The sequence below is a fragment of the Salisediminibacterium halotolerans genome (assembly GCF_003814815.1).
GTDB lineage: Bacteria > Bacillota > Bacilli > Bacillales > Salisediminibacteriaceae > Salisediminibacterium > Salisediminibacterium halotolerans.
On sequence record NZ_RKQQ01000006.1, the window covers coordinates 204,682 to 226,300 of the forward strand.

Sequence of the window (21,619 nt, forward strand, 5' to 3'; positions counted from 1 at the left end):
GTCCTCATGAAGCTGCTCTGTGCGGCTTCTTTTGGTAACGGGTCGTTACGGACCCGGCTTTGCCTACTGAGAAGATCTTTTCAGCAAAACACTCAGGGAAGATGTCGGATGAAGGTGCAGTGCCGGTTTCCAGCAGTACCGGCTCTCTGTAACAGCATAATCTAAATCCTTTTATCCCATCATCGTTTTAGACTTATAATTTCGAATTAACTGACAATTGCTCTCTGTGATTTCGAATCATAACATTGTACACCGTCAGATGCAACTACTTTGCGGAAAGAATCGAGTAAATGATCGGTAATTTCACCAGGCTTACCGTCATTGATTTTCCGTCCGTCAGCTTCAACTACGGCAATCACTTCAACAGCCGTTCCGGTGAGAAAAACCTCATCGGCAACATACACATCGTGACGCGTAAACGGCGTTTCTTCGACGGTATATCCTTCTTTTTTCGCCAAGTCAATAATGGCGTTGCGGGTAATCCCTTCAAGCGCCCCTAAGTAGACCGGCGGTGTCATGATTTTGCCGTTTTTGACGATGAAAATATTATCCGCTGAGCCTTCGGTGACATAACCTTGATCGTTCAGCATCAGCGCTTCATCGACACCGGCTTGATTCGCTTCCAGTTTAACGAGAATATTGTTTAAATAGTTTAATGATTTGACTTGCGGACTGAGTACATCCGGCCGGTTTCGCCGGCTCGCTACCGATCCGATTCTTAAGCCGCGCTGATAAAGTTCTTTCGGAAACAAAGCCAGCGACTCAGCAATAACAATGATTTGCGGTGTTGAACAAGAAGAAGGATCAAGTCCTAAATTGCCGGGACCGCGTGAGATGACTACGCGAATGTAAGCAGAAGTCAATTCATTCTTTTTGACTGTATCGACAATAATCTGCTGCATTTCCTCCTTGCCGTACGGTATGTCCAACATGATGGACTGTGCAGATTGATAAAGCCGCTCCAGATGCTCGTCGAGTTTGAAAACATTGCCTTCGTAAACGCGAATGCCTTCAAACACGCCGTCTCCGTATAAAAATCCGTGATCAAAAACGGAAACAACCGCATCCTCTTTGCGGACGAAAGATCCGCCGAGAAAAATCCATTGACTGCTCACATCGACCCAACTCCTTTCTGTAAATAATTTTTTGCTCTTGGAGGAAAGACATTTGTCCGTCGCTCGTAAAATTAATGTTGATGGTTATACTACAACCAACGAGCCGTAAAATCAACAGCCGATTGTTAAAAATTCTAACAAATCTGAACTGTTACACTTTTTGATAACGTTAACATCACTGCGGTTGTAAGGTAAGAGTGAATTTTCAGAATAAATTATTAATTTTTGTGAAGCGCTTTCAAAAAGCTGATAAAAAACTGGTACAATGACTGTGTACCAGTTCAAACGCTTATTCTTGATAAATCCAAGCGGCCATTCTCCCGGTTTCGCTGCCGTCCCGGCGGTGGGAAAAAAATAAGTCGCTGCGGCATTTTGTGCAATAAGCCGATGTATCAATGTGCTCAGGGGAAATACCGTGTTTCACTAACAAATGAAAGTTCAACGATTTCAAATCAAGTATGAATCTCTCGTTCGGCTGTTTTTCGTAGACAGATGCTGAAATATCAAGTTCTGTCATGACTTCGTCCACGTGGCGGATCACATTTTCATCAACTTCATAACAGCAGCTGCTGATCGCGGGGCCGATTAAGACATGGATATCTTCAAACGGAATCTGTTCATACTCCGTCCAAAGCTGAACCATTTTCCCGCTGATGTTTTTAACAGTGCCTTGCCATCCTGCGTGAGCAACACCTACGATACCCGATGACGGGGCAGAAAAATAAACAGGCACGCAATCGGCAAACAGAAGGCTTAACACGACACCTGTTTCTTTCGTATAAAGCCCGTCAGTCGCTCGGACTCTTGTAGCTAAGTCTTCGCCGCCCATCCCTTTCATTGCAGAATGAACCTTGACAATTTGGTCGCTGTGCGTCTGCTCTGCCCAAACCCAGTCAGATAAGGGGATACCGATGTTCGAAGCGAATTTGCGTCTGTTCGCGACCACATCTTCGGGGGTGTCATCGACATGCATGCCGAGGTTATTTGCGTCGTAAGGCGGACGGCTGAAGCCGTTAAGCTTAGTGGAAAAACCGGCAGAAACGTGATCACAAACGTTTATCTTCAGCTGCTGATCAGTGTTCAATTTTAACGGTTCACTCATTGTTTCGTCCTCCATTTGAACGGTCGTTTTCTTTATCGGTGCGGGGCGGAGCATACATTTCAAAGGATTCCGGTTCAGCTTTGGCCTCCTGCTTTCGTTTACTTCGCTTTTTTAACCGGTAGACGGTAATGGAGGCAGCGATAAAAACGAGAGTCATTGCGAGATATGCATAGCCCATGCCAGGATCGCCTGGGTCGGGGACGTAAAAAATATCCATTGTCTTCACGACCTTTCTAAGGAATTCAGACACCAATATTTTATCAGATATCGCTTATGTTCACTTACTATTTGCCCGGATAAAAATAATTTCATGACAAGCATGTTCATAAGCGTTTGCCAGAGCTCATAGGCTGGTTGGGCTGTATTGTAAAAAAATTCGTTTTTCTTTCTTGGCAAAAAGGCAGTACAATAAAATGGAGTCAGGATATTTAAAGGGAATGTAAAAATACGAAATAAAGGAGGCGAGCACTTGGAAGTCATTGCGAAGCATCCATATTATAAAGTTCAACGAGAAGTAAACGTGATCGAACAAAAAAATGTCGAGTACGAGCGTATGCTTGTGCTGTATGAAGATAAGCTGGTCACGCAGCACCGTGAATTTTCGGCAGAGCATATTTTTGACATGTCTTACCGGGAATTATCCGGCGGTGAAGGGATGCTTTATGTACACACGAGTAAAGGTGTTTTCTCATACAACGTTAAATCTGATCCGTCAGAGTTTATTCAAGCGTTTAAACAATTAGAAAAACGAATACTTGAGCGTAAAAAAAGGGAAAATAGATAGATAAGGAGATGAGGTTATGAATTATCGGAAACTGGGAAGCACGGATTTAACGATCAGCGAGTTAAGCTTCGGAACTTGGGCGATTGGCGGTGCTTGGGGAAGCACAAATGACACAGAGGCTCTCAAGGGACTTGAGACGGCGATCGATAAAGGGGTAAACTTCTTTGATACAGCGGATGTTTATGGTGATGGCCATGCAGAAAAGCTGATAGGCCGGAAAGCAAAGGAGCGGCAAGAAGAAATCTATATAGCGAGCAAGTTCGGCCGGGGACTTGATTTTACAGATCCGGATACTTACAAAGAAAAACAAGTTCGCTCTTTTCTCGATCGGACATTGAAAAACATCGGCCGAGATACGTTGGATTTGTATCAAATTCATTGCCCGCCGATGAAAATCATTCAAGACGGCGAAATATTCAGTGTGCTTGAAAAATTGCAAAAAGAAGGAAAGATTCGATACAGCGGCGTGAGCGTCGAATCGACGGAAGAGGGCTTGGAAGCTCTTAAATACTCGAATGTGAAGGCGCTGCAAGTCATATTTAATTTATTCAGGCAGAAACCGGTGGATGAATTGTTCCCGAAAGCGATCGACCAAGGAGTCGGGATATTGGCGAGAGTACCCCTGGCAAGCGGTCTGCTGACAGGAAAATTTCAACCATCACAGGCCTTTGCTGCTGATGATCACCGCAATTTTAATCGGGATGGAGCAGCCTTCAATGTCGGTGAAACATTTGCCGGACTTCCTTTTGAAACAGGGGTGGACTTAAGCCAAGATATTGAATGGATTAAAGATAATCGCGAAACGATGGCTGCTGCCGCTTTGAAGTGGATTTTAGAGCATGACGCAATTTCAGCCGTTATCCCGGGATTTAAAACAGCGAAGCAAGTAGAAGATAATTTAAAAGCGATTGATGTACCCGGATTCAGCCAAACTGAAATGGAGCAATTAAAATCGTTTTATGATGAGCGTGTCCATGCTCATATACGCGGCTCGTATTAAAACGAAAAAAGCCTTCTTCGTGTCTTACTAGTCCGCGGGCGAGCGCCGATCCGCTTCGGGCTTGCCCTGCAGGGTCTCGTCTGTCTCGCTATTCCGCAGGAAAAAGCCGGGATGCTGGGTCATTCTCCTTCTTTGAATCGAGGTATTCATAATAAAGAAAGCCACGCATCCACTCCTCCGACGCCTCAGGGCAAGCGGAGGGTAGTGGCTGCGCGGCTTACGTCAAAATAATAATTTGTCTACAATCTGAAAGCCTTGAACCACTAAGGTTCAAGGCTTTATTTCACTGTTAAGTTTATGGTGTGTCGATAACGGTTACTTCAACTTGCTGACGTCCGAAGTTGACAGCTTCAGCATTTGATGCCATGTGCAAGTCAATACGCTCGCCTTGGATCGCTCCGCCGATGTCGCCAGCTACAGCTTGGCCGTAACCTTCAACATGAACCGTCGAGCCGAGAGGGATGACGTCCGGGTCAACCGCAACAACGTTTTTGTTAGGGTTAGCATTTAGGTCGATGCCCGTGTACGTTACACCTGTGCAGCCTTCGCAATCTGCTGTGTATGCAGTTGCTTCAAGGGACATTGTTTGACCATCAGCATCGGAAGATGTCGACGTTGCTGTTTCTTCTTGCGCAGCTTGCTCTTCAGCAGCTTGTTGTTCTTCTTGCGCAGCTTGTTCTTCAGCAGCTTGTTGTTCTTCTTGCGCAGCTTGCTCTTCAGCAGCTTGTTGTTCTTCTTGCGCAGCTTGCTCTTCAGCAGCTTGTTGTTCTTCTTGCGCAGCCTGCTCTTCAGCAGCTTGTTGTTCTTCTTGCGCAGCCTGCTCTTCAGCAGCTTGTTGTTCTTCTTGCGCGGCTTCTTCTTCAGCAGCTTGTTGTTCTTCTTGCGCGGCTTCTTCTTCAGCAGCTTGTTGTTCTTCTTGCGCAGCCTGCTCTTCAGCAGCTTGTTGTTCTTCTTGTGCAGCCTGCTCTTCAGCAGCTTGTTGTTCTTCTTGAGCAGCCTGCTCTTCAGCAGCTTGTTGTTCTTCTTGCGCAGCTTCTTCTTCAGCAGCTTGTTGTTCTTCTTGAGCAGGTTCTTCTTCGACTGTTCCTTCAGTTACTTGATGAAGAGCTGAGTAAGTTTTCGGTCCAGCTACTCCGCTTTTTTCATCAACGTCGTAATCGTTTTGCAGCTCAACAACCGCTTCTTCAGTCAAAGGACCGAAAATTCCGTCAAGGCCTGCTTGATAGTAGCCGGCTGCTTGCAGATCTTCTTGCAGGGCTTCAACGACTTGACCTTGGTCGCCGTTTTCTAATCCCATTAATGCACCGATCGTTTGCGGACCGGCTAAACCGTCAACGAGGAGATCGTAGTTTTGCTGAAACTCCTTAACGGCTTGAGCGGTTTGGTTACTGTATTGACTGGACGGGTTGTCTACACTGTAAAATTTCGTCTCATCGAGAAGCTCTTTGAAGTTTTCTACATCTTGGCTGCTTTTTCCTTCGTATAGTAGCTCGTCCCCGAGGCTGCCGTCGTTCTCAGCAGCAGATACCGCTGATCCTGTGAAGAAAACGGCTCCTGCAGCTAGTACGGATACTCCGGCACGCTGTAGTGTCGTGCGCAATTGTGTTGTCATTATTTAATGACCTCCTTTTTTTTGTTGCAATGTGTTCAACAAGGCTTATCTTAACAACGCCTTATGAAAGAGACAATGGGTTTCGAACGGATTTAATATGTTGCAATCACCTTGTTATGATTGAAATGGTTTTGTCATATGGAAACGTCAAAAAATTACAATTCGCCTGCGTCTTTTATTTAAATTGGAGGAAATTTAAAAATGCTGGTAAACTGTAAACGAAGCAATTATATAAGCGAAAAGGGGAGAACGTTGTCATGATAGAGCGAAAATCGGAGCGTGAAAAACAATATATGATTGAAGCAGGGCAACTGCTTGCAAGTATTCATAAGAGGTTAGCTGAGATGATTGAACCGGGAGTAACAACGCTTGAACTCGATCAATTTGTTGAGAATACATTGAACGGTTATCAGGCAAAAGCCGTTCAAAAAGGCTATCACGGCTATCCTTTTGCAACATGTGCTTCTGTAAATGATGAAATTTGCCACGGTTTTCCCCGTAACGAAAAATTACAAGACGGTGATTTGCTTACAATCGATTTTGTCGTGAGATATAAGGGCGTTTTAGCAGATTCAGCTTGGACGTATGCTGTCGGTGAGCTTTCGCCGGAAGCTTTAGAGTTGATGAGCGTAACAAAGGAGGCGCTTTACAAAGGGATTGAAGCAGCGCGGGCTGGTAATCGTGTGGGCGATATCGGGGCGGCGATCCAGTCTTATACAGAAGGAGCCGGCTTCAGCGTTGTACGTGATTTTGCCGGTCACGGTATCGGCCCGACGATACATGAAGAACCGAATATCCCTCATTTTGGAATTACAGGCAAAGGCTTGCGTTTAAAAGAAGGGATGGCGATAACGATTGAACCGATGATCAATGCCGGAGAATGGCGCTCGAAGATGGACGAAAACGGTTGGACAGCGAGGACAAAAGACGGCTCTTTGTCTGCTCAATTTGAACACACTCTCATCGTCACGAAAGGGCGTCCAATTATAACGACGGAGCAAAATCAGTCGGCCGTAAACACGAATTAAGTAAAATTCCCTGTTTTATAAGTTACAGTAAGTGGTAATGGTTCTCGAATATATATTTTGGGGGTGGCTTCGTGGCACGAGAATTTATTGATGAAATAGGCCGAGATTTTATTGCATCAGCTGGAGCGATGGCTGAGGATATTTCTCTTCGTTTTCGGCAAAATGAAGGAACGACTTACGAACGGATACAAGAAAGTGAACTTCATACTCATTTATCGAACTTAATTGAAATGATCGGAAACGATTTACTGACTTCAGAACAAGGATTCAATGAAGTTTCAGCGGAAAAATGGGGAAAAGACTTCGGAGGAAAAGCGGTTAAATCAGGAGTTTCTGTTGCAAAAGCAATGACGATCCTCCCTTATTTCAGAACGGTGTTGTTTAATTACATACGTACAGCTTTTGAGAATCGGGAAGGCCGATTAGATGATTATTTTCAAGTCGCGGATACAGTTAATCCGTTCATAGATAGAGCTGTTTATGCTTTTACCGAAGCGTATGTGGAACATAATAACGAAACGTTTAATCACGCGAAAGAAGAATTGCTCGAACTTTCCGTTCCCGTTGTGCCATTGACGTCTGATGTCGCGATTTTACCGATCATCGGAACAATCGACACGCGCAGGTCAGCGGAGCTGTTGGATAAATCGTTAAACAAAGGGCGCGAGCTGGGATTGTCTTACTTGATCGTTGATCTTTCCGGTGTGCATATGATCGATACTGCCGTTGCTCATAACCTGTTTCAGCTAAACGATGCTTTGAGTGTTGTCGGCATCAAAGCTGTTTTTTCCGGTCTGCGCCCTGAATTGGCGCAAACAATCGTCAGTCTCGGTATTTCTTTTAAACACATGACAGTCACCAGTAATTTGCAGCGGGCGCTTGAGTTAACAGGACTCGTGATCGAAGAAGGGAAGACCTCGAAACATCCGTTCTAAGTATGTGAAGACCTTTCATTGGCTGTCAATAACAGAAAGAAATCGCCTGCACGTTTGCCGTGCAGGCGATTTTGGTTATTCGCTGTCTTGGTTTTCAAATTTCGCCAGCCGTTTTTCTAAATCATCGATCCGGCCTTTCAGTTCGTTGTATTCTTCACGCGTAAACAAATTCAGTTCTTCCATCGTTTCCTGCATTCGTTCTTTCGTGCGGCGGTGCCATTCTTCTTCGGTTTCTTCACCTTTTTGCAATAGCGAGTGATAAAGCTCATCTGCTTCTTTTGGTGTGACTTTTCCTTTAACGAGCAGTTCATCGACATATTTGTCAACTTTTTCTTTAGATGATACAGCTGCTCCTAATCCTAGCAAGAAACCGGTTTTTAAAACATTACTCATTTGTAATCCCTCCTAAATATAATTCCTTACTGTTTAATTCCCTTGATAAAATTTATTAACCCATCGTTTGTGAGATTTGTATAATATGAGCGATAAAAAAAGCGACGCAATCGCCAATACCCCAAAAGACAGTGATAAAAACATCGCTTCTAAATAATAAAAGACTGCTGCAACAATTAAAAAGAGAATAAATACCGCAACAGCAGCTGATAAGCCAAGCATGCTGCGTTGATGATTGATTACTCTCCATTGGTGTTGATCGGCTTGGTATCGATCGAGCTTAGGGCTCTCTAAGTAATTGTTAATATTTTTCGGTAAAGCTAAAAGCGGACGGGCCGATTCTGTTAGCACTTGCTTTTGCCATGTCGGTCCTGATTCGCTGCCTTTCTCTTCGAGCCATTCTGATACGACAGGTTTGCCTAAGGCAAGAAAGTCGATATTCGGATTCAGAGTCGCTAAAACGCCGAGGCCGATACTAGCGGCCCGTCCGAGAAAGGCAAACTCAGCCGGGAGCTGGATTGGCTGTTCACGGACAATGGCTTGTAAGTCTTCAAATATTTCTTCGACAGTTGCTTGATCGAGTTCATTTAAATCTTGTTCCAGATACAGATCGATATAATACTTGAGCAGGTTTTGCATTCGCTGTTTATCAGCATGCGGAAGGAGAAATCCAAGTTCTTGTAATTGGTCAACTGCAAGCTCGTAATCCTCCAAGACAAAGCCTTGGACCATTTTTCGAATATTTTCTGAATCGCTTCGTGTAATTTCTCCGATCATGCCAAAATCGAGAATGATAATTTGACCTTCTGCCGTAACAAAAATGTTCCCCTGGTGAGGATCGGCATGAAACTTGCCGGAATCAATCAGTTGGTCTAGAAAAAAGGAGAAAAGCTTTTCTGAAGTGGCGATCGGATCAATGTTGTTTTGCCGAAGAAAAGCCATGTCTGTAATTTTACGGCCATCCACCCACTCCATCACAAGAACTCTGCGCGTAGAATATTCTTCATAAAACTGCGGAATGTAATAATTTTCTTTGTCCTCAAATTTCTTTTTAAAATACTGGCCGTTTTTTAATTCTTTATAGTAATTTAACTCATCTCCGATAGTTGAGACAACTTCTTTATACAGTGCTTTTGTATCGATTTCTCTGCCGAACTTAGTGAATTTCCTTGTGATCCACAGCACGATCCGCAACGATTTAAAGTCTGCTTTAATGATTTTATCAATATTAAAGCGTTGAATTTTTATGGCAACATCTTGACCGTTTAGCAGCTGGCCTTTAAATACTTCGCCGATCGATGCGGAAGCGACAGGCTGTTCGCTGATTTCCGACAGATAATTTGTGTACGGCTGCCCCCACTCTTTTTCAAGCAGCTGCATTGAGAGACCGGGTGGGACAGGGGGAACTTGGTCAATCAAATCAGCTAACTCATCAAGAAAGACTTGCGGCATGATATCGGCTCTTGTTGAGAGAAACTGCCCGACTTTGATTAACAGCCCTTCAAGTTGGACAGCACGTTCACGGTATTCTTGGGCTTGCTTGCGCAACAATTCTTCCCATTGTTCATATGTTGTTGCGTCCCAGGAAGGGTTGCGTTTGTGAAATAAGTAAAGTTGAAAAATAAATTTTACAGTCATGTAGACCGTAATATATATACGGTATAATGAGAAGTTTTTCACAATGATCCTCCTGACGCCTCTAATACATATCTAATGACATTATACCCTTTTAAAATACAGGATCAAACGAGAAAAATAAAAGCCCGCGCTGTTTTTCAGCACGGGCTTTTTCATGAAAGATTAAATTTCTTCTTTGGAGATCATTTTGCCGTAGAGATAAGTCAATACAAGCGGAACGATAAGTGCGATCAGCATGCCGATAAAGAATGGACCCCAGTCTTCCGGGAAGATCGAAAAGATCGCCGGAACACCGCCGACACCGACAGCAGCTGCAAGCACGTTGTTGATGGAGATAAACATACCGGCTGATGCTGCACCGATAATCGCCATGACAAACGGAAAGCGGTAACGGATATTAACACCGAACATCGCCGGTTCTGTTACACCGAGGTAGGCAGAAAGCGCTGATGTCCCGGAAAGTCCGCGAAGATTTTCGTTTTTCGCAAGGAACATCATCGCCAGTGCGGCAGAACCTTGCGCCATGTTTGACAGTGCGAGAATCGGCCATAAGAACGTGCCTTGACCTGCGCCTGTTAACTGCAAGTCAACGGCTAAGAATACGTGGTGCATACCGGTGACAACGAGCGGCGCGTAAGCAATACCGTACACGAGACCGCCGAGTGCAGGTGTGACATCAAAGAGCCAAACAAAAAAGTCGGTAATGCTCGTACCGATTGTAAAAGTGATCGGTCCGATAATGATAAACGTTACCAGTCCTGTAAACAGTAAAGCGGCTGGCGCGACAACGAGCAGTTGAATCGCATCCGGCGTTTTTTTCCGGAGCCAAAGCTCACTTTTCGCTAAAATCCAGGAGGCGACGAGTGTCGGGAGAACTTGTCCTTGATAACCGATAGCTTCAATTTCAAGTCCGAACAAATTCCATACGGGTACTTCGCCGTCAGCTTGAGCGCCGGCATATTCAAATGCGCTTAACAAGTTAGGGTGTACGAGAATAAGACCGAGAACGATACCAAATAAATCACTTCCGCCAAAACGCTTAACTGCCGACCAAGCGATTAAAGGCGGTAAGAAAGCGAACGCCGCATTGGCAATGACAAAGATAATATCAGCAAAGTCGGCCCACTGCGTATACACATCAACGAGACCAGCGTCATCAAAAAAGATATTTTCACCGGTCAGCAAATTATGAACCCCGAGAAGCAAACCGGCCGTTACAATTGCCGGCAATATCGGAATGAAAATGTCTGCAAGAACTTTTACAAATTGCTGGAGCGGATTCATTTTCTTCGCGGATGCCTCTTTGACCTCATCTTTGGATGCTTCCCCCAAGTCAGTTAATTCCATTATGTCGCGGTAAACTTGGTCAACGGTTCCTTGACCGATGATGACTTGGAACTGTCCGCCAGAAGAAAATTGTCCTTTTACGATATCTAAAGATTCGAGCTTATCGGCATCGACTTTAGACTCGTCTTTTAATGCAAAACGAAGCCTCGTAACACAGTGTGTAACTTTATCGACGTTTTCCTCGCCGCCGATGGCGTCGAGAATGTCACGAACTTCCTGTTCGTACTTTGCCATGATTGACCCTCCCAAAATAAATCGTTTTCATTTAATGATGGGTTCATTATAATTTGTATATACAAGTTTTGCAACCGTTTTATATAATTTTTCTCATTCAAAAAAAGAAAGCTTCCTAAGAAGAAGCTTCCAAACTGTAGACAAAGGATTATATTGACGTAAGCCGCGCAGCCGCTAACCTCCGCTTGCTTTCTCGGAGGCATCGGAGGAGCGGATGCATAGCTTACTTTATTTTGGAGCAATTTTGCAGCGTTCTTTGCGTATCGGATCAAGATTGACTTTTTATCAGCACATTCATTTCCAGAACTTTGCGGGTAATTAACAACGCGAACAAGAGAAACCCGAAAAAGCCGATCCAGTAAGATAAAATTTGCAAAATATCTGCATTCCAAGGAGCTAGCGAAGATAAAATCGTCCCGCCGAACATGGAAATCATTAAGACGATGACGATATATGCCGGACGGTGAAGTGATTTAAAGATTAAAAACTCTCCGTTGTGCTCAAGTTCATTTCGTTCATAAATCCGCTTGCCGGCGCTCAAGAAGATGATGATCCCTATAATACCGGAACCCGCCATCCAAGAATGCTGGTCTGACTCTAGGACATACATAAACGGAGTGATAAAATCCAAAAATCGCGGAATAGGCAAAATGAAGTTCAAATGGATATCGATGATTCGTTCGGTTAAGTGATAAATACCGAGCGGGAAAAAACCTAACAACACAGTAACAACCATTTGCGAGATCATTTCACCTGTAAATGTACCGACAAACAACGCAAAGGTAAAGATTAAAATCATACCGACAAAAGGCTGAATCAAAATTTCTGCAGTTGTTACTTGATTAAATGCATCCTGATAAGGAGAAAACCAAATAATCAAAAATGCCGAGAGGAAGCTAAATGAGTGAAACGCGGTTATCGCGGTGCTCCCGAAGGCCCATTTCGCCCAAAATAAATCTCTGCGTTTATAAGGAAGGGAAAAAGCAAAGTCCATTTTACGCGTATTACGCTCAAGGCCGATCAAAAGTCCGGCTAAAACGACAACGGTAATAAGTAAAAATACCGAGATGATTCCTTCCGAAAAAACTTGCAGGACATCCCAACGCTGGACTTCATAGACATAATCGTCGATGCTGTCAGCCATTTCTTCACGTTCCATCCAGGTTTCAATCGCCAGAACAGCTTGAAAAGGCATATGTACGAGATAAAGTGCGAACATTAACCCGATGACGAGTTTAGTCTGTTTATAATTTTGCAGCCAAAGTCCTTTATCAAACATACGGATCACCGCCAAATTTAGCGACAAAAACATCTTCAAGCGAGAGAGGGAGTTCTTCTAATAATAACGGCTGATATTTTTTTATTTCATCAAGAGAAGTAAAAGACTCGTTGTCCATCAGCAGCGTATATACGCGTCCGGTTTGATTCAATATACTAGCTTTATTTTCCAGCTCTTCAGGTATTTGATCTGAAAACGCTGCTTGAATTTTTTTGTAGCGGTTTTTAAGGTCGGACAGTTCATAGTGATCATCTAAACAGCCGTCGCGGATCACCAGCATATTTTCTGCCATGTATTCGAGCTCATCGAGGCGGTGAGAGGAGATAATCACCGAGGTCCCGTTTTCGGAAACTTGTTCAAGCAAGAGCTGTTGAACTTGCTTTTTTACAATAACATCTAATCCGTCCGTCGGTTCATCGAGTAAAATATAATCCGCCTTTGTCGCAAAAGCGACGAATAGCGAAAACAGGGCTTTCATGCCTTTGGAATAGTGAGAGATGCGTTTAACTTGCGGGAGTGCGAACCGCTCCATGCATGAATGCAAATACTCGGCGTCAAAGTCCGGATAAACCCTTTGATAAAGTCTGATAAGTTCTGCTGTGCTGTAATTTTTAAGCGCGTCAGATGAATCAGGAACAAAAAACAGTTTTTGTTTTACTTCCGGGTGAGTATAAACACTTTTACCGTTAATAGCTACGTCGCCTGACGAAGGGTGATAAATCCCGACGATCGTACGCAAAAGTGTCGTTTTACCCGCGCCGTTTCGGCCGATTAAACCTGTGATCGTTCCGGGGGACACATCAAAGTTGATATCGTTTAACACAGATTTACCGTTGATGTTTTTTGACAGCTGCTCTACCTTCATGTGGACGGCCTCCTAAATTCACTGTCAATCTCCTCGATCCATTTTTGGAATGTTTCTTTCTCGATGCCGTAATAAAAACCGTCGATCATAACTTTGCGCAAATCATTTTTGATTTGTTTTGTTTGTTGCTCAGCGGCTTGCTGCTGTGAAGGAGCTGAGATGAATGATCCGATACCGGATTCTGAATAGATGACATTTTGCCGTTCTAATTCTTGATAAGCTTTGCTGACAGTATTGGGGTTTACTACCATTTGTTTTGAGAGCTCCCTTACGGACGGCAATTGTTCACCTGGCTGTAATACACCTTTAACGATGAGTTCTTTAATCTGTTCAATCAGCTGTACATAGATCGGGGACGAAGATTGTGAATCAGTGTGAAAAAACACCGGTATCCCTCCTGCTAAAAATGAGTGAATCAACTGTCTTACGCTGTGTCATACACTGTGAGTTTATAATCCGGGAACAAAGCATGTCAATCTGGTAAGAAAATTACTTCGTGTCTTTCATTGTGATTTGTATTACAATGTAACAAATATTTCGGGCGAAAAGAGGAGGCAGATTGATGAGAAAAGTTTTAGTCTTGGGCGGCACGCGTTTTTTCGGCAAACAGTTAGTCGATCAACTGATAAAACGGGGAGATGAAGTCACGATTGCCACAAGAGGCGACTCCGGCAAGCCGTTTGGCAACCGGGTGCAGCACCTTAATGTTGACCGGTTTCACAGAGGTTCAATGGAGCGAACGTTTCAAGACGGGGAGTGGGATGTGATTTATGATCAAATTGGGTTTTCCCCGGATGATATGACAGATGTTTGTGAAATATTCTCAGGCCGGACAGGACGATTTATTTTTACATCGTCCTTAAGTGTTTATCCGTTTAAAGGCAACGCGGCAAAAAAAGAAGAAGATTTTGATCCGTATAATTTACAGGTCGGGGCAGGGAGAAAAGACAATTTTTCCTATGCCGAAGGAAAACGCCAGGCAGAAGCAGCGCTGTTACAAACGGCTGATTTCCCGGCGGTTGCTGTCCGCCCGCCAATTGTACTCGGCGAAACCGATTATACAGAACGGCTTCATTTTCATGTGCGGGAAACGATGAACCAACAGCCGGCCGGTATTGATTATCCGGACAATCATTTATCCTTTATTCACTCCGAAGATTTAGCGTCCTTTTTGCTTTGGGCAGGCGATCAAGCGTTCACCGGCCCAGTGAATGCTTCATCGCCGGATCACTTTTCCTTGCAGGAAATGATGACGATCATCGGTGAAAAAACCGGCGAATCGCCAACAATCGAGCCGGCAAAACGTACGCTGAAACCGTCGCCGATGAACTTCCCTGTTTCGTATTATCAAGATGTCTCATTAGCGGAATCGTACGGCTATCAATTTAAACGGTTGCGCGAATGGTTCCCCGCGCTTGTAAAACGGATTTATGAATACGAAAAAACGAATTAACAACAAAACAAGACCCCCTTGTGCGGAAAAGCACAAGGGGGTTGTGTTAAATATTCTCATCGCTCGGCGGTTCTTCGTCCGGATCAGCTTCGCGCAAAAACGACGGCGGTTTCGCTTTACCGGCCCAGAAGAAGACGATCGCTATACTGAGAAATAAAATAAGTACCGGCGCGATCATGATCAAAAAATAAGTTAAATCCATAGCTTTCCCTCCAAGTTATTTGTTCCCTTGAACGTAGTCTGCATCAAACAGAAATAAACGAAGCAGCAAGTATAAAGACGGTATCAGCAAAAATAAACCAGCAACAAAAGCAATGATCAGCGCAATCGCCATCGATTCATTTGTAAAACCGTCATAAATCGTTAAATGAGGATAAAGCAAGTAAGGCAAATGAGCGACGCCGTAACCAAAAAATGCCGTGAAATATTGAATAACGACGAGCGTAAAGGCTGTTCCGTACCGTTGGCGCTTCCAGATGAGCACAACGGCGGCAACAAATGCGATAAACGAAACGGCGAACACCCAACCGATTTCAAGCATATTTTCAAACTGAGTTATGTTGCGTTTACTGAGGAGCAGAAACACTACAATTCCCATGATAATCGTCGGAAACGACCATGTGATAGTATACTTTCGCAGCAGTTCCAATGCTCTGTTATCATTAGCGCGCGCCGCGTAATAGGTCAAAAATGAAGCGGAGATAAACAGCACGCTGACAATGGCCAAAATAACGACGCTCCACGAATAGGCGCTTCCGAATAATTCACCGTAAAGAAGCTGAATCTGATCATTATCAACGACGATGTACCCGCCGAGAGAAACTGTCAGCACAACCGTCAGTGAGGCAGGAATCAAAAGACCAGTCGCCCCGTAAAGAAAGGAGAAGAAGTGACTGTCCTTTGCGCCGTAGGTTGAAAAGGCGTAATACGAACCGCGGATCGCGAGCAAAATAATCGCGATACTGCCGGGAATTAACAGAGCTGTTCCGTAATAATAAGCGGTGTCCGGAAAGAAACCGATAATGCCGATCAAGAAGAAGACAAGAAAGACGTTGGTAACTTCCCAGACAGGCGACAAATAACGCTGGACAATATTGTGGATAATGTGAGCTTTATTTGTCGCCTTCGAATAATAGCTGTAAAAGCCGGCACCAAAATCAATCGATGCAACGATCAGATAGCCGAACAGAAATGTCCAAAGTACTGTGATACCTAAGAGTTCATATGTCATGATTCCACATCCTTTTCAACGGTGTGATAAGGAATACCGCGTCTTTCCAATTCATGTTCTACCGGATTGTGCAGGAACATTTTCCGGAGCACGAGGTAGCTTGTCACGCCGAGAACGGCGTAAAGCAAGATAAAGATCCAAAGCATAATATCAACATGATCGGATGTTGTTGCTCCTTCAGCAGTTGTCATGACACTGTGCAGGATCCATGGCTGCCGGCCGACTTCTGCAAAAATCCAGCCGAACTGAATCGCGAACATGGACAATGGTCCGCCCAATACAATTAAACGAAGCATCCAAGATTTAAACGGATTAAGTTTGCGCAGCGGGTTGCGCCGGTTTTGCCAATTGAACAAGACAAACAAGGCTGAGACAGCTGCTAAATACATGCCGATAAAGACCATTGCGTCAAAGAAGTAATGAACCCACAACGGCGGAAGTTCATCTTCCGGATATTCGTTTAAGCCGATGACTTCTGTATCCGGTGTTCCGCCGGCAAGAATACTCAAAGCAAAAGGAATTTCTAAGGCGTATTCTACTTCGTTATCTTCAGTTAATATACCGCCGAGTATAAGCGGCGCTTCCGTCTCCGTTTCAAAATGCCATTCCGCAGCTGCGAGTTTTTCCGGCTGATACTCATGGAGATATTTACCGGACAAGTCACCGATTGCAGCCGTAGCGACAGCAAATACAAGTGCTGAAACCATCGTCATATGCAAAGCTTTTTTATGATAGACATGTTTGTTCCCGCGCAAGATTTTATATGCAGCAATCATGCCGAGAATAAAGGCTGCAGTTAAGTAACAGGTAATGATAACGTGCGAAATTTTTGTCGGCGTCGCGGCATTGAACATTGCTGCGAGCGGACTGACGTCGGTAAGAACACCGTCAACGATATTAAAACCTTGCGGCGCGTTCATAAAAGAGTTGACTGACGTAATGAAAAAAGCGCTTGCCGTGGCGCCGATAACAATCGGGATTACGAGTAAAAAGTGTTTCATCTTGCTTTTAAAACGATCCCATGTGTATAAGTATATACCGAGGAAAATCGCTTCAAAGAAAAAGGCGAACGTTTCCATAAACATCGGCAGTCCGATTGTATGGCCGGCAGCCTGCATAAAGTTCGGCCACAGGAGGGCCAATTGCAACGCAATAGCTGTCCCGGTCACAACACCGACGGCGACAGTGATAACAAATCCGCGTGCCCAGCGGCGCGCCATTAACGTGTAGTGCGGATCGCCGCGTTTAATTCCCATCCATTCAGCTATAGCAATCATCAGCGGAACCCCGACACCGAGCGTGGCAAAAATCACGTGGAAACCGAGCGTGACGTATGTGAGGATGCGGCTGAATAAGACCGGATCGTATTCAAACATAGCTCTTCATTCCTTTCAAAGGTATAATAATCATACAGAAGTTCGAATGAACAATAACACTATCTATATAGTAATAAAATTTTCAATCCGCGTTTATAGGTGATTACCCCTATCATTACGTGAAATTTTGAGCATTTAATGAACGACGTGTGAGTTAAATGTGAAAAAATAAAAGCGAAGCCTCTCTATATCTATATTTGCCTGTGATACGCCGCTGCAAAAAAAATGTGTCAAAAAATTGGAGGGAACAATCAATGCGCATCCTGATCGGTATGGAACACGAACTGCTCAGATACGGGCTGATTCAATTATTAAAAGATGTCCGTTCGCTAGAGTACATGGTGACAGCTCGTTCACAGGAAGAACTGAAAACGGCGGCAGGGAAGTATCCGTTTGATATGGTGCTGCTTGACGCGTCGCTAAAAGGAATTGGAAGCTACCGAACACTTTTTTCTTTTCCCGAGTTTTCTGACAGGCGTTCATGCAAGCGGGTCGTTATGTATACTGAACCGCTCTCGACGCTGGAATCACTATTTGAGAAAAAGGAAATTGACGGTCTGTTCCATGAAGAAACGTCTCTTGATGAAATGATGATGTTTTTTGACCGAATCATCTTAGGGGAACGTCTGTATTTAAAAGTGCAGCACGGAGAAAAAGATAACGAAGGCCCGGCTGAGAAGATTTCTCTATCTGAGCGGGAACTTGAAATTTTTCAGCTGAAAGTACAAGGATACTCAGTCTATGATACGGCATCGATACTGAACATTTCAAATAAAACGGTGGATAATCACCGCAGAAACATTAAGAAAAAACTAAAAATCGTTAAAAATGAGGAATGGATCGACCGCGCCAAAGCATTTGGCCTTTTGTAAGACGGCCGCGGACTGCAAATAAAATCAGCAACCTTCGTCCTTCTTTTTAGACGGTCATTGCTCTGTCTTTTCCCCGATTCCGATCCGGCGGCTGTGAAAAGACGTATTACAGATGTTCTCAAAAGCGAATGCTGCTATGCTTTCCGGTGTGATTTGCCTGACCCCTTCAGGAAGCAGATCGAATTCCCAAACAACCGGCCCTTTCGCCGGTCCATCCAGTATGTAAGTCGGGCAAAATAAAATCCAGCCGATCGAACTCTCTTTCAGGCGCTCGTAAACGGTTAAATGATCTTTGGCAGCTTCGGTCGATTTACGTTTTGATTCAGAAGATTGAAAGCGGTATTTGCCAGCTTCGTGCCGGGCATTTAAAATGCCGGCAGTGCTGATGGCGGCAAAATCAGCCGTTGTCGCCTCTTCAATACGGGAGAGAATATGACCGATGCTCCGTGATAACACATTTTGTTTATCTGTTGATAAAGCGCTGAAAACCAACTCGGTTTCAGGCGTAATGGCTTTTTTAATAGAATCCGGGTCAAGAACATCTCCTTCGATTAGGATGAGCTTCTTCGAATCAGGGAGCAAACTTTTGGCCCGTGCAAGATCGCGGACCAGCACGGTCGTTTGGTAACCCGCAGCAATAGCTTGCGTTACAAAATTTCGCCCGGTGCGTCCGGTCCCTCCGAATACAGTGATGTTCATGATGTTTTCCCTCCCGAAAAATAAAAGATTATAACGGGCAGTTCCCGCAATAACAAAATTCAAACGTTCGCAGTAAAAAAACGCCTCCGCTTTAAATCGCGGAGGCGCTAGATTGTTGACAAAGTCATGACATCGATAGATGTCATAGTTAAAAGGAACGGATGACGACGCATCGTCCGGCTTCTTTCCGCGGGCGAGCGCCGAGCCGCTTCGGGCTGATGCCCTGCAGGGTCTCGTCTGTCTCGCTATCCCGCAGGATTAAGCCGGGATGCTGGGTCATCCTCATTCTTTGAATCGAGTGTATTCATCATAAAGGAAGCCACGCCTCCACGCCTCCGACGCCTCCGGGAAAGCAAGAGACGAAGATCCGGATTCGGCGGTCTCAGGCCGCCGAATACTAGCTGAGTCCTTGCCCGGGGCAAGCGGAGGGTAGTGGTTGCGTGGCTTACGTCAAAATAATAATTTGTCTACAAACTGTCGCCTCCGCTTTAAATCGCGGAGGCGTCAGTTTGGTTAGTTATTTAATGCGCTCTTCAGACTCCGGGTCGAAGAAGTGAACTTTGTTCATATCAAAAGCCAGTTCAAGTTTGTCGCCGCCGTAAACATCTGTTCGGGAATCAACCCGCGCTGTGAAGTCCTGATCGCCGATTTTTGAATACAGGTAGGATTCTGCTCCCATCAGTTCAGATACTTCGATATTTGCAGTGAACTTTGATGTTGGGTGTGCTTCAAGGAAAACCGGCTCGTCATGAATTTCTTCCGGACGGATCCCGAGGATGATTTCTTTGCCTTCATAGCCGTCGAGCGTTTTCAGTTTACCTTCCGGCACTTCGATTGTCATTTCGCCGACTTCGAAGTGGCCGTCGTTAAGTGTACCGTGGAAAAAGTTCATTGCCGGTGAACCGATAAAGCCGCCGACGAAAACGTTGTTCGGATAATCATAAATTTCTTTTGGCGCGCCGACTTGTTGAATATAGCCGTCTTTCATAACAACGATTCGGGTCGCCATTGTCATAGCTTCTGTTTGGTCGTGCGTAACGTAAATCGTTGTTGTTTGTAGGCGACGGTGAAGTTTGATGATTTCCGCACGCATAGCAACACGCAGTTTCGCGTCCAAGTTCGAGAGCGGCTCATCCATTAAAAACACTTTCGGGTTACGGACAATCGCACGGCCGAGTGCGACACGCTGACGCTGACCGCCGGACATCGCTTTCGGTTTGCGGTCAAGCATTTCTGTCAGCCCGAGAATTCTCGCTGCCTCGCGAACGCGCTCATCGATATCTTCTTTTTTAAATTTACGCAGTTTAAGACCAAACGCCATGTTTTCATAAACATTCATGTGCGGATAAAGCGCATAGTTCTGGAATACCATCGCAATATCGCGGTCTTTAGGTGCTACATCGTTTACTTTATCGTCACCGATAAACAGGGAGCCTTTAGAGATTTCTTCCAATCCTGCGACCATTCGGAGTGTCGTTGATTTTCCGCACCCGGACGGTCCAACGAATACGATAAATTCTTTATCTTCCACATCCAAATTAAAATCAGTTACGGCTTGGACGTCACCGTCGTAAATTTTGTACAAGCTGTCGAATGTTATATCTGCCATTTGAATACCTCCTAAGTATGAGAACATCTCTGTGAAACTGCTTTCATTCTATCGTGAAAAGGCTTGCAAATCTATGGCAAACTTGCACAAAATACGTCCGCAAAAGTTGTGCACATTGTCAGAAAGTCAGTCATGGTCGTGTTTTTGCAGATCGAGCACACTCAACAGGATGTATACAACCGCAGCATTGGGAAATTGTTTAATATCGATTCCGGTTTTTTCGATGAATTTATCGACTCTGTACTGCATCGTATTTCGGTGCATAAATTGCTGTTTCGCTGCCGAACTGATGTTTAGGTTGCTCTGTAAATATGTCCGCACTGAATCGGTGAGAGAAGGATCATTTTTCACATCGCGGATCCAGCCCATTGATGTTTGCAACGAATGTTCCGGGATAAATTTAATTAAATAAAAAAGTGTCATTTCTTGCTCAGAAAAGGCGGCCTTTTTGTTAAACCACGGCTTAATCGTCTCATACAGGTGAATTTCCAGCTGAAAACGGTCGTACATCTCGCGCATAGACGACACAGGAGACCCGGCACAGATGGCGGATTTTGTATATAAATCAGATGCCAGCGTATCGACAACGGAAGCAAGCGACGGCGTTTCATCGAACTCTTCATCGATCGTCTGGATGAGTACACCGTCTTGGGCGGATAGCCAAAAAAGCGAAACTGTGCCAGGAAAAATTTCTGGAAGCGCTTCTTCGGCCCCGTTCATGTCATTTTTTCCTGCCGGGATGTGAATATAAACGAAACGAAGCGGGAAATAAGCATTGATCGAAGCGGGAGGCTCTTGACTGTTTTTAAGCCAGTTATACATTGATTGATCACCAACATCGATTACATCAGAAGGTACATTCTCATCAAAGAGCTGGCTTAACACAGCGATTTCAGCTTCGTTTAACTCCCGTCGGTCTAACGTACATTCGCTCCCATCAGGCAATTGCAGTGTTAGACGATGCTCGCGGGCAATCGATTCAGTTTCGGCAAAAGCATGGGCGTAACGTGTTTTCAGTCGTTCATACATTCGTTGTTCCGTCCTTCC

22 protein-coding genes are annotated in these 21,619 nt (G+C 44.6%); 6 read left to right on the forward strand and 16 right to left on the reverse strand.

Annotated features, from left to right (window positions below; all coding sequences use genetic code 11):
- Positions 1-206: 206 nt before the first annotated feature.
- The 3 genes from ilvE to EDD67_RS14000 all read right to left on the reverse strand — a co-directional run bounded on the left by ilvE (position 207) and on the right by EDD67_RS14000 (position 2,434).
- Complete coding sequence (ilvE, locus tag EDD67_RS11850; RefSeq protein WP_121440203.1) at positions 207-1,115, reverse strand: branched-chain-amino-acid transaminase; 909 nt, start codon at positions 1,113-1,115, stop codon at positions 207-209.
- A 289-nt stretch (positions 1,116-1,404) separates the two neighbouring features.
- The gene (gene pgeF, locus EDD67_RS11855; RefSeq protein WP_158638232.1) at positions 1,405-2,217 is read right to left on the reverse strand and encodes a peptidoglycan editing factor PgeF; all 813 of its coding nucleotides are present in this window, start codon (positions 2,215-2,217) and stop codon (positions 1,405-1,407) included.
- Positions 2,210-2,434: a hypothetical protein gene (locus EDD67_RS14000; RefSeq protein ID WP_143057136.1), complete on the reverse strand. Its 225-nt coding sequence runs from the start codon at positions 2,432-2,434 to the stop codon at positions 2,210-2,212. The genes pgeF and EDD67_RS14000 overlap by 8 nt, the downstream gene beginning before the upstream one ends.
- Before the next feature lie 252 nt (positions 2,435-2,686).
- Between EDD67_RS14000 and EDD67_RS11860 the strand changes: the two genes are divergently transcribed.
- Together EDD67_RS11860 and EDD67_RS11865 are read left to right on the forward strand one after the other, a co-directional pair.
- Entirely contained in the window at positions 2,687-3,001 is a 315-nt protein-coding gene (locus EDD67_RS11860) for a hypothetical protein (protein ID WP_093072752.1), read from the forward strand.
- 16 nt (positions 3,002-3,017) lie between these two features.
- A complete protein-coding gene (locus tag EDD67_RS11865) occupies positions 3,018-4,001 on the forward strand; it encodes an aldo/keto reductase (RefSeq protein ID WP_121440205.1) in 984 nt (327 codons plus the stop codon).
- A 295-nt stretch (positions 4,002-4,296) separates the two neighbouring features.
- Here the strand turns inward: EDD67_RS11865 and EDD67_RS11870 are convergent, their stop codons facing one another.
- Positions 4,297-5,613, reverse strand: coding sequence for a peptidoglycan-binding domain-containing protein (locus EDD67_RS11870; RefSeq protein ID WP_123875845.1), 1,317 nt, complete (start codon positions 5,611-5,613; stop codon positions 4,297-4,299).
- 257 nt (positions 5,614-5,870) lie between these two features.
- Here EDD67_RS11870 and map point away from each other — a divergent pair, with 257 nt between their 5' ends.
- The gene (gene map / locus EDD67_RS11875) at positions 5,871-6,641 is read left to right on the forward strand and encodes a type I methionyl aminopeptidase (RefSeq protein WP_121440206.1); all 771 of its coding nucleotides are present in this window, start codon (positions 5,871-5,873) and stop codon (positions 6,639-6,641) included.
- A gap of 71 nt (positions 6,642-6,712) precedes the next feature.
- Positions 6,713-7,576, forward strand: coding sequence for an STAS domain-containing protein (locus EDD67_RS11880; protein WP_121440207.1), 864 nt, complete (start codon positions 6,713-6,715; stop codon positions 7,574-7,576).
- Positions 7,577-7,651: 75 nt separating this feature from the next.
- On the opposite strand, the gene EDD67_RS11885 is transcribed toward EDD67_RS11880, so the two are convergent.
- From EDD67_RS11885 to EDD67_RS11910, 6 genes are all read right to left on the reverse strand, one after another.
- Positions 7,652-7,969 (reverse strand): phasin family protein, encoded by a 318-nt coding sequence (locus EDD67_RS11885; RefSeq protein WP_093072747.1) that lies wholly within the window; start codon positions 7,967-7,969, stop codon positions 7,652-7,654.
- Between the two features lie 33 nt (positions 7,970-8,002).
- Positions 8,003-9,649 carry an ABC1 kinase family protein gene (locus EDD67_RS11890; protein ID WP_121440208.1) on the reverse strand — a complete coding sequence of 549 codons (1,647 nt, stop codon included), beginning with the start codon at positions 9,647-9,649 and terminating at the stop codon, positions 8,003-8,005.
- 120 nt (positions 9,650-9,769) lie between these two features.
- Complete coding sequence (treP, locus tag EDD67_RS11895; protein WP_093072745.1) at positions 9,770-11,188, reverse strand: PTS system trehalose-specific EIIBC component; 1,419 nt, start codon at positions 11,186-11,188, stop codon at positions 9,770-9,772.
- A gap of 268 nt (positions 11,189-11,456) precedes the next feature.
- Positions 11,457-12,467, reverse strand: coding sequence for an ABC transporter permease subunit (locus EDD67_RS11900; protein ID WP_121440209.1), 1,011 nt, complete (start codon positions 12,465-12,467; stop codon positions 11,457-11,459).
- Positions 12,460-13,332 carry an ABC transporter ATP-binding protein gene (locus tag EDD67_RS11905; protein WP_121440210.1) on the reverse strand — a complete coding sequence of 291 codons (873 nt, stop codon included), beginning with the start codon at positions 13,330-13,332 and terminating at the stop codon, positions 12,460-12,462. The genes EDD67_RS11900 and EDD67_RS11905 overlap by 8 nt, the downstream gene beginning before the upstream one ends.
- Positions 13,329-13,718 (reverse strand): GntR family transcriptional regulator, encoded by a 390-nt coding sequence (locus EDD67_RS11910; protein WP_121440211.1) that lies wholly within the window; start codon positions 13,716-13,718, stop codon positions 13,329-13,331. Before EDD67_RS11910 ends, EDD67_RS11905 begins: the two co-directional genes overlap by 4 nt.
- A gap of 176 nt (positions 13,719-13,894) precedes the next feature.
- Between EDD67_RS11910 and EDD67_RS11915 the strand changes: the two genes are divergently transcribed.
- Positions 13,895-14,785, forward strand: coding sequence for an NAD-dependent epimerase/dehydratase family protein (locus EDD67_RS11915; protein WP_093072741.1), 891 nt, complete (start codon positions 13,895-13,897; stop codon positions 14,783-14,785).
- 46 nt (positions 14,786-14,831) lie between these two features.
- On the opposite strand, the gene cydS is transcribed toward EDD67_RS11915, so the two are convergent.
- Genes cydS through EDD67_RS11925 form a run of 3 tightly spaced genes read right to left on the reverse strand, consistent with a single transcriptional unit; the run spans position 14,832 to position 17,392 of the window.
- Positions 14,832-14,987, reverse strand: a complete 156-nt coding sequence (cydS, locus tag EDD67_RS14005) for a cytochrome bd oxidase small subunit CydS family protein (RefSeq protein ID WP_154718764.1) — start codon at positions 14,985-14,987, stop codon at positions 14,832-14,834.
- A gap of 15 nt (positions 14,988-15,002) precedes the next feature.
- Positions 15,003-16,016 (reverse strand): cytochrome d ubiquinol oxidase subunit II, encoded by a 1,014-nt coding sequence (locus tag EDD67_RS11920; RefSeq protein ID WP_121440212.1) that lies wholly within the window; start codon positions 16,014-16,016, stop codon positions 15,003-15,005.
- Positions 16,013-17,392, reverse strand: coding sequence for a cytochrome ubiquinol oxidase subunit I (locus EDD67_RS11925; protein ID WP_093072739.1), 1,380 nt, complete (start codon positions 17,390-17,392; stop codon positions 16,013-16,015). The genes EDD67_RS11920 and EDD67_RS11925 overlap by 4 nt, the downstream gene beginning before the upstream one ends.
- Positions 17,393-17,646: 254 nt before the next feature.
- Between EDD67_RS11925 and EDD67_RS11930 the strand changes: the two genes are divergently transcribed.
- Positions 17,647-18,264, forward strand: a complete 618-nt coding sequence (locus tag EDD67_RS11930; RefSeq protein ID WP_121440213.1) for a response regulator transcription factor — start codon at positions 17,647-17,649, stop codon at positions 18,262-18,264.
- A 54-nt stretch (positions 18,265-18,318) separates the two neighbouring features.
- On the opposite strand, the gene EDD67_RS11935 is transcribed toward EDD67_RS11930, so the two are convergent.
- From EDD67_RS11935 to EDD67_RS11945, 3 genes are all read right to left on the reverse strand, one after another.
- Positions 18,319-18,963: an NAD(P)-dependent oxidoreductase gene (locus EDD67_RS11935; RefSeq protein WP_121440214.1), complete on the reverse strand. Its 645-nt coding sequence runs from the start codon at positions 18,961-18,963 to the stop codon at positions 18,319-18,321.
- 517 nt (positions 18,964-19,480) lie between these two features.
- Positions 19,481-20,572: an ABC transporter ATP-binding protein gene (locus tag EDD67_RS11940; RefSeq protein WP_093072736.1), complete on the reverse strand. Its 1,092-nt coding sequence runs from the start codon at positions 20,570-20,572 to the stop codon at positions 19,481-19,483.
- Between the two features lie 126 nt (positions 20,573-20,698).
- Positions 20,699-21,601: a PucR family transcriptional regulator gene (locus tag EDD67_RS11945; protein ID WP_121440215.1), complete on the reverse strand. Its 903-nt coding sequence runs from the start codon at positions 21,599-21,601 to the stop codon at positions 20,699-20,701.
- Positions 21,602-21,619 lie beyond the last annotated feature (18 nt).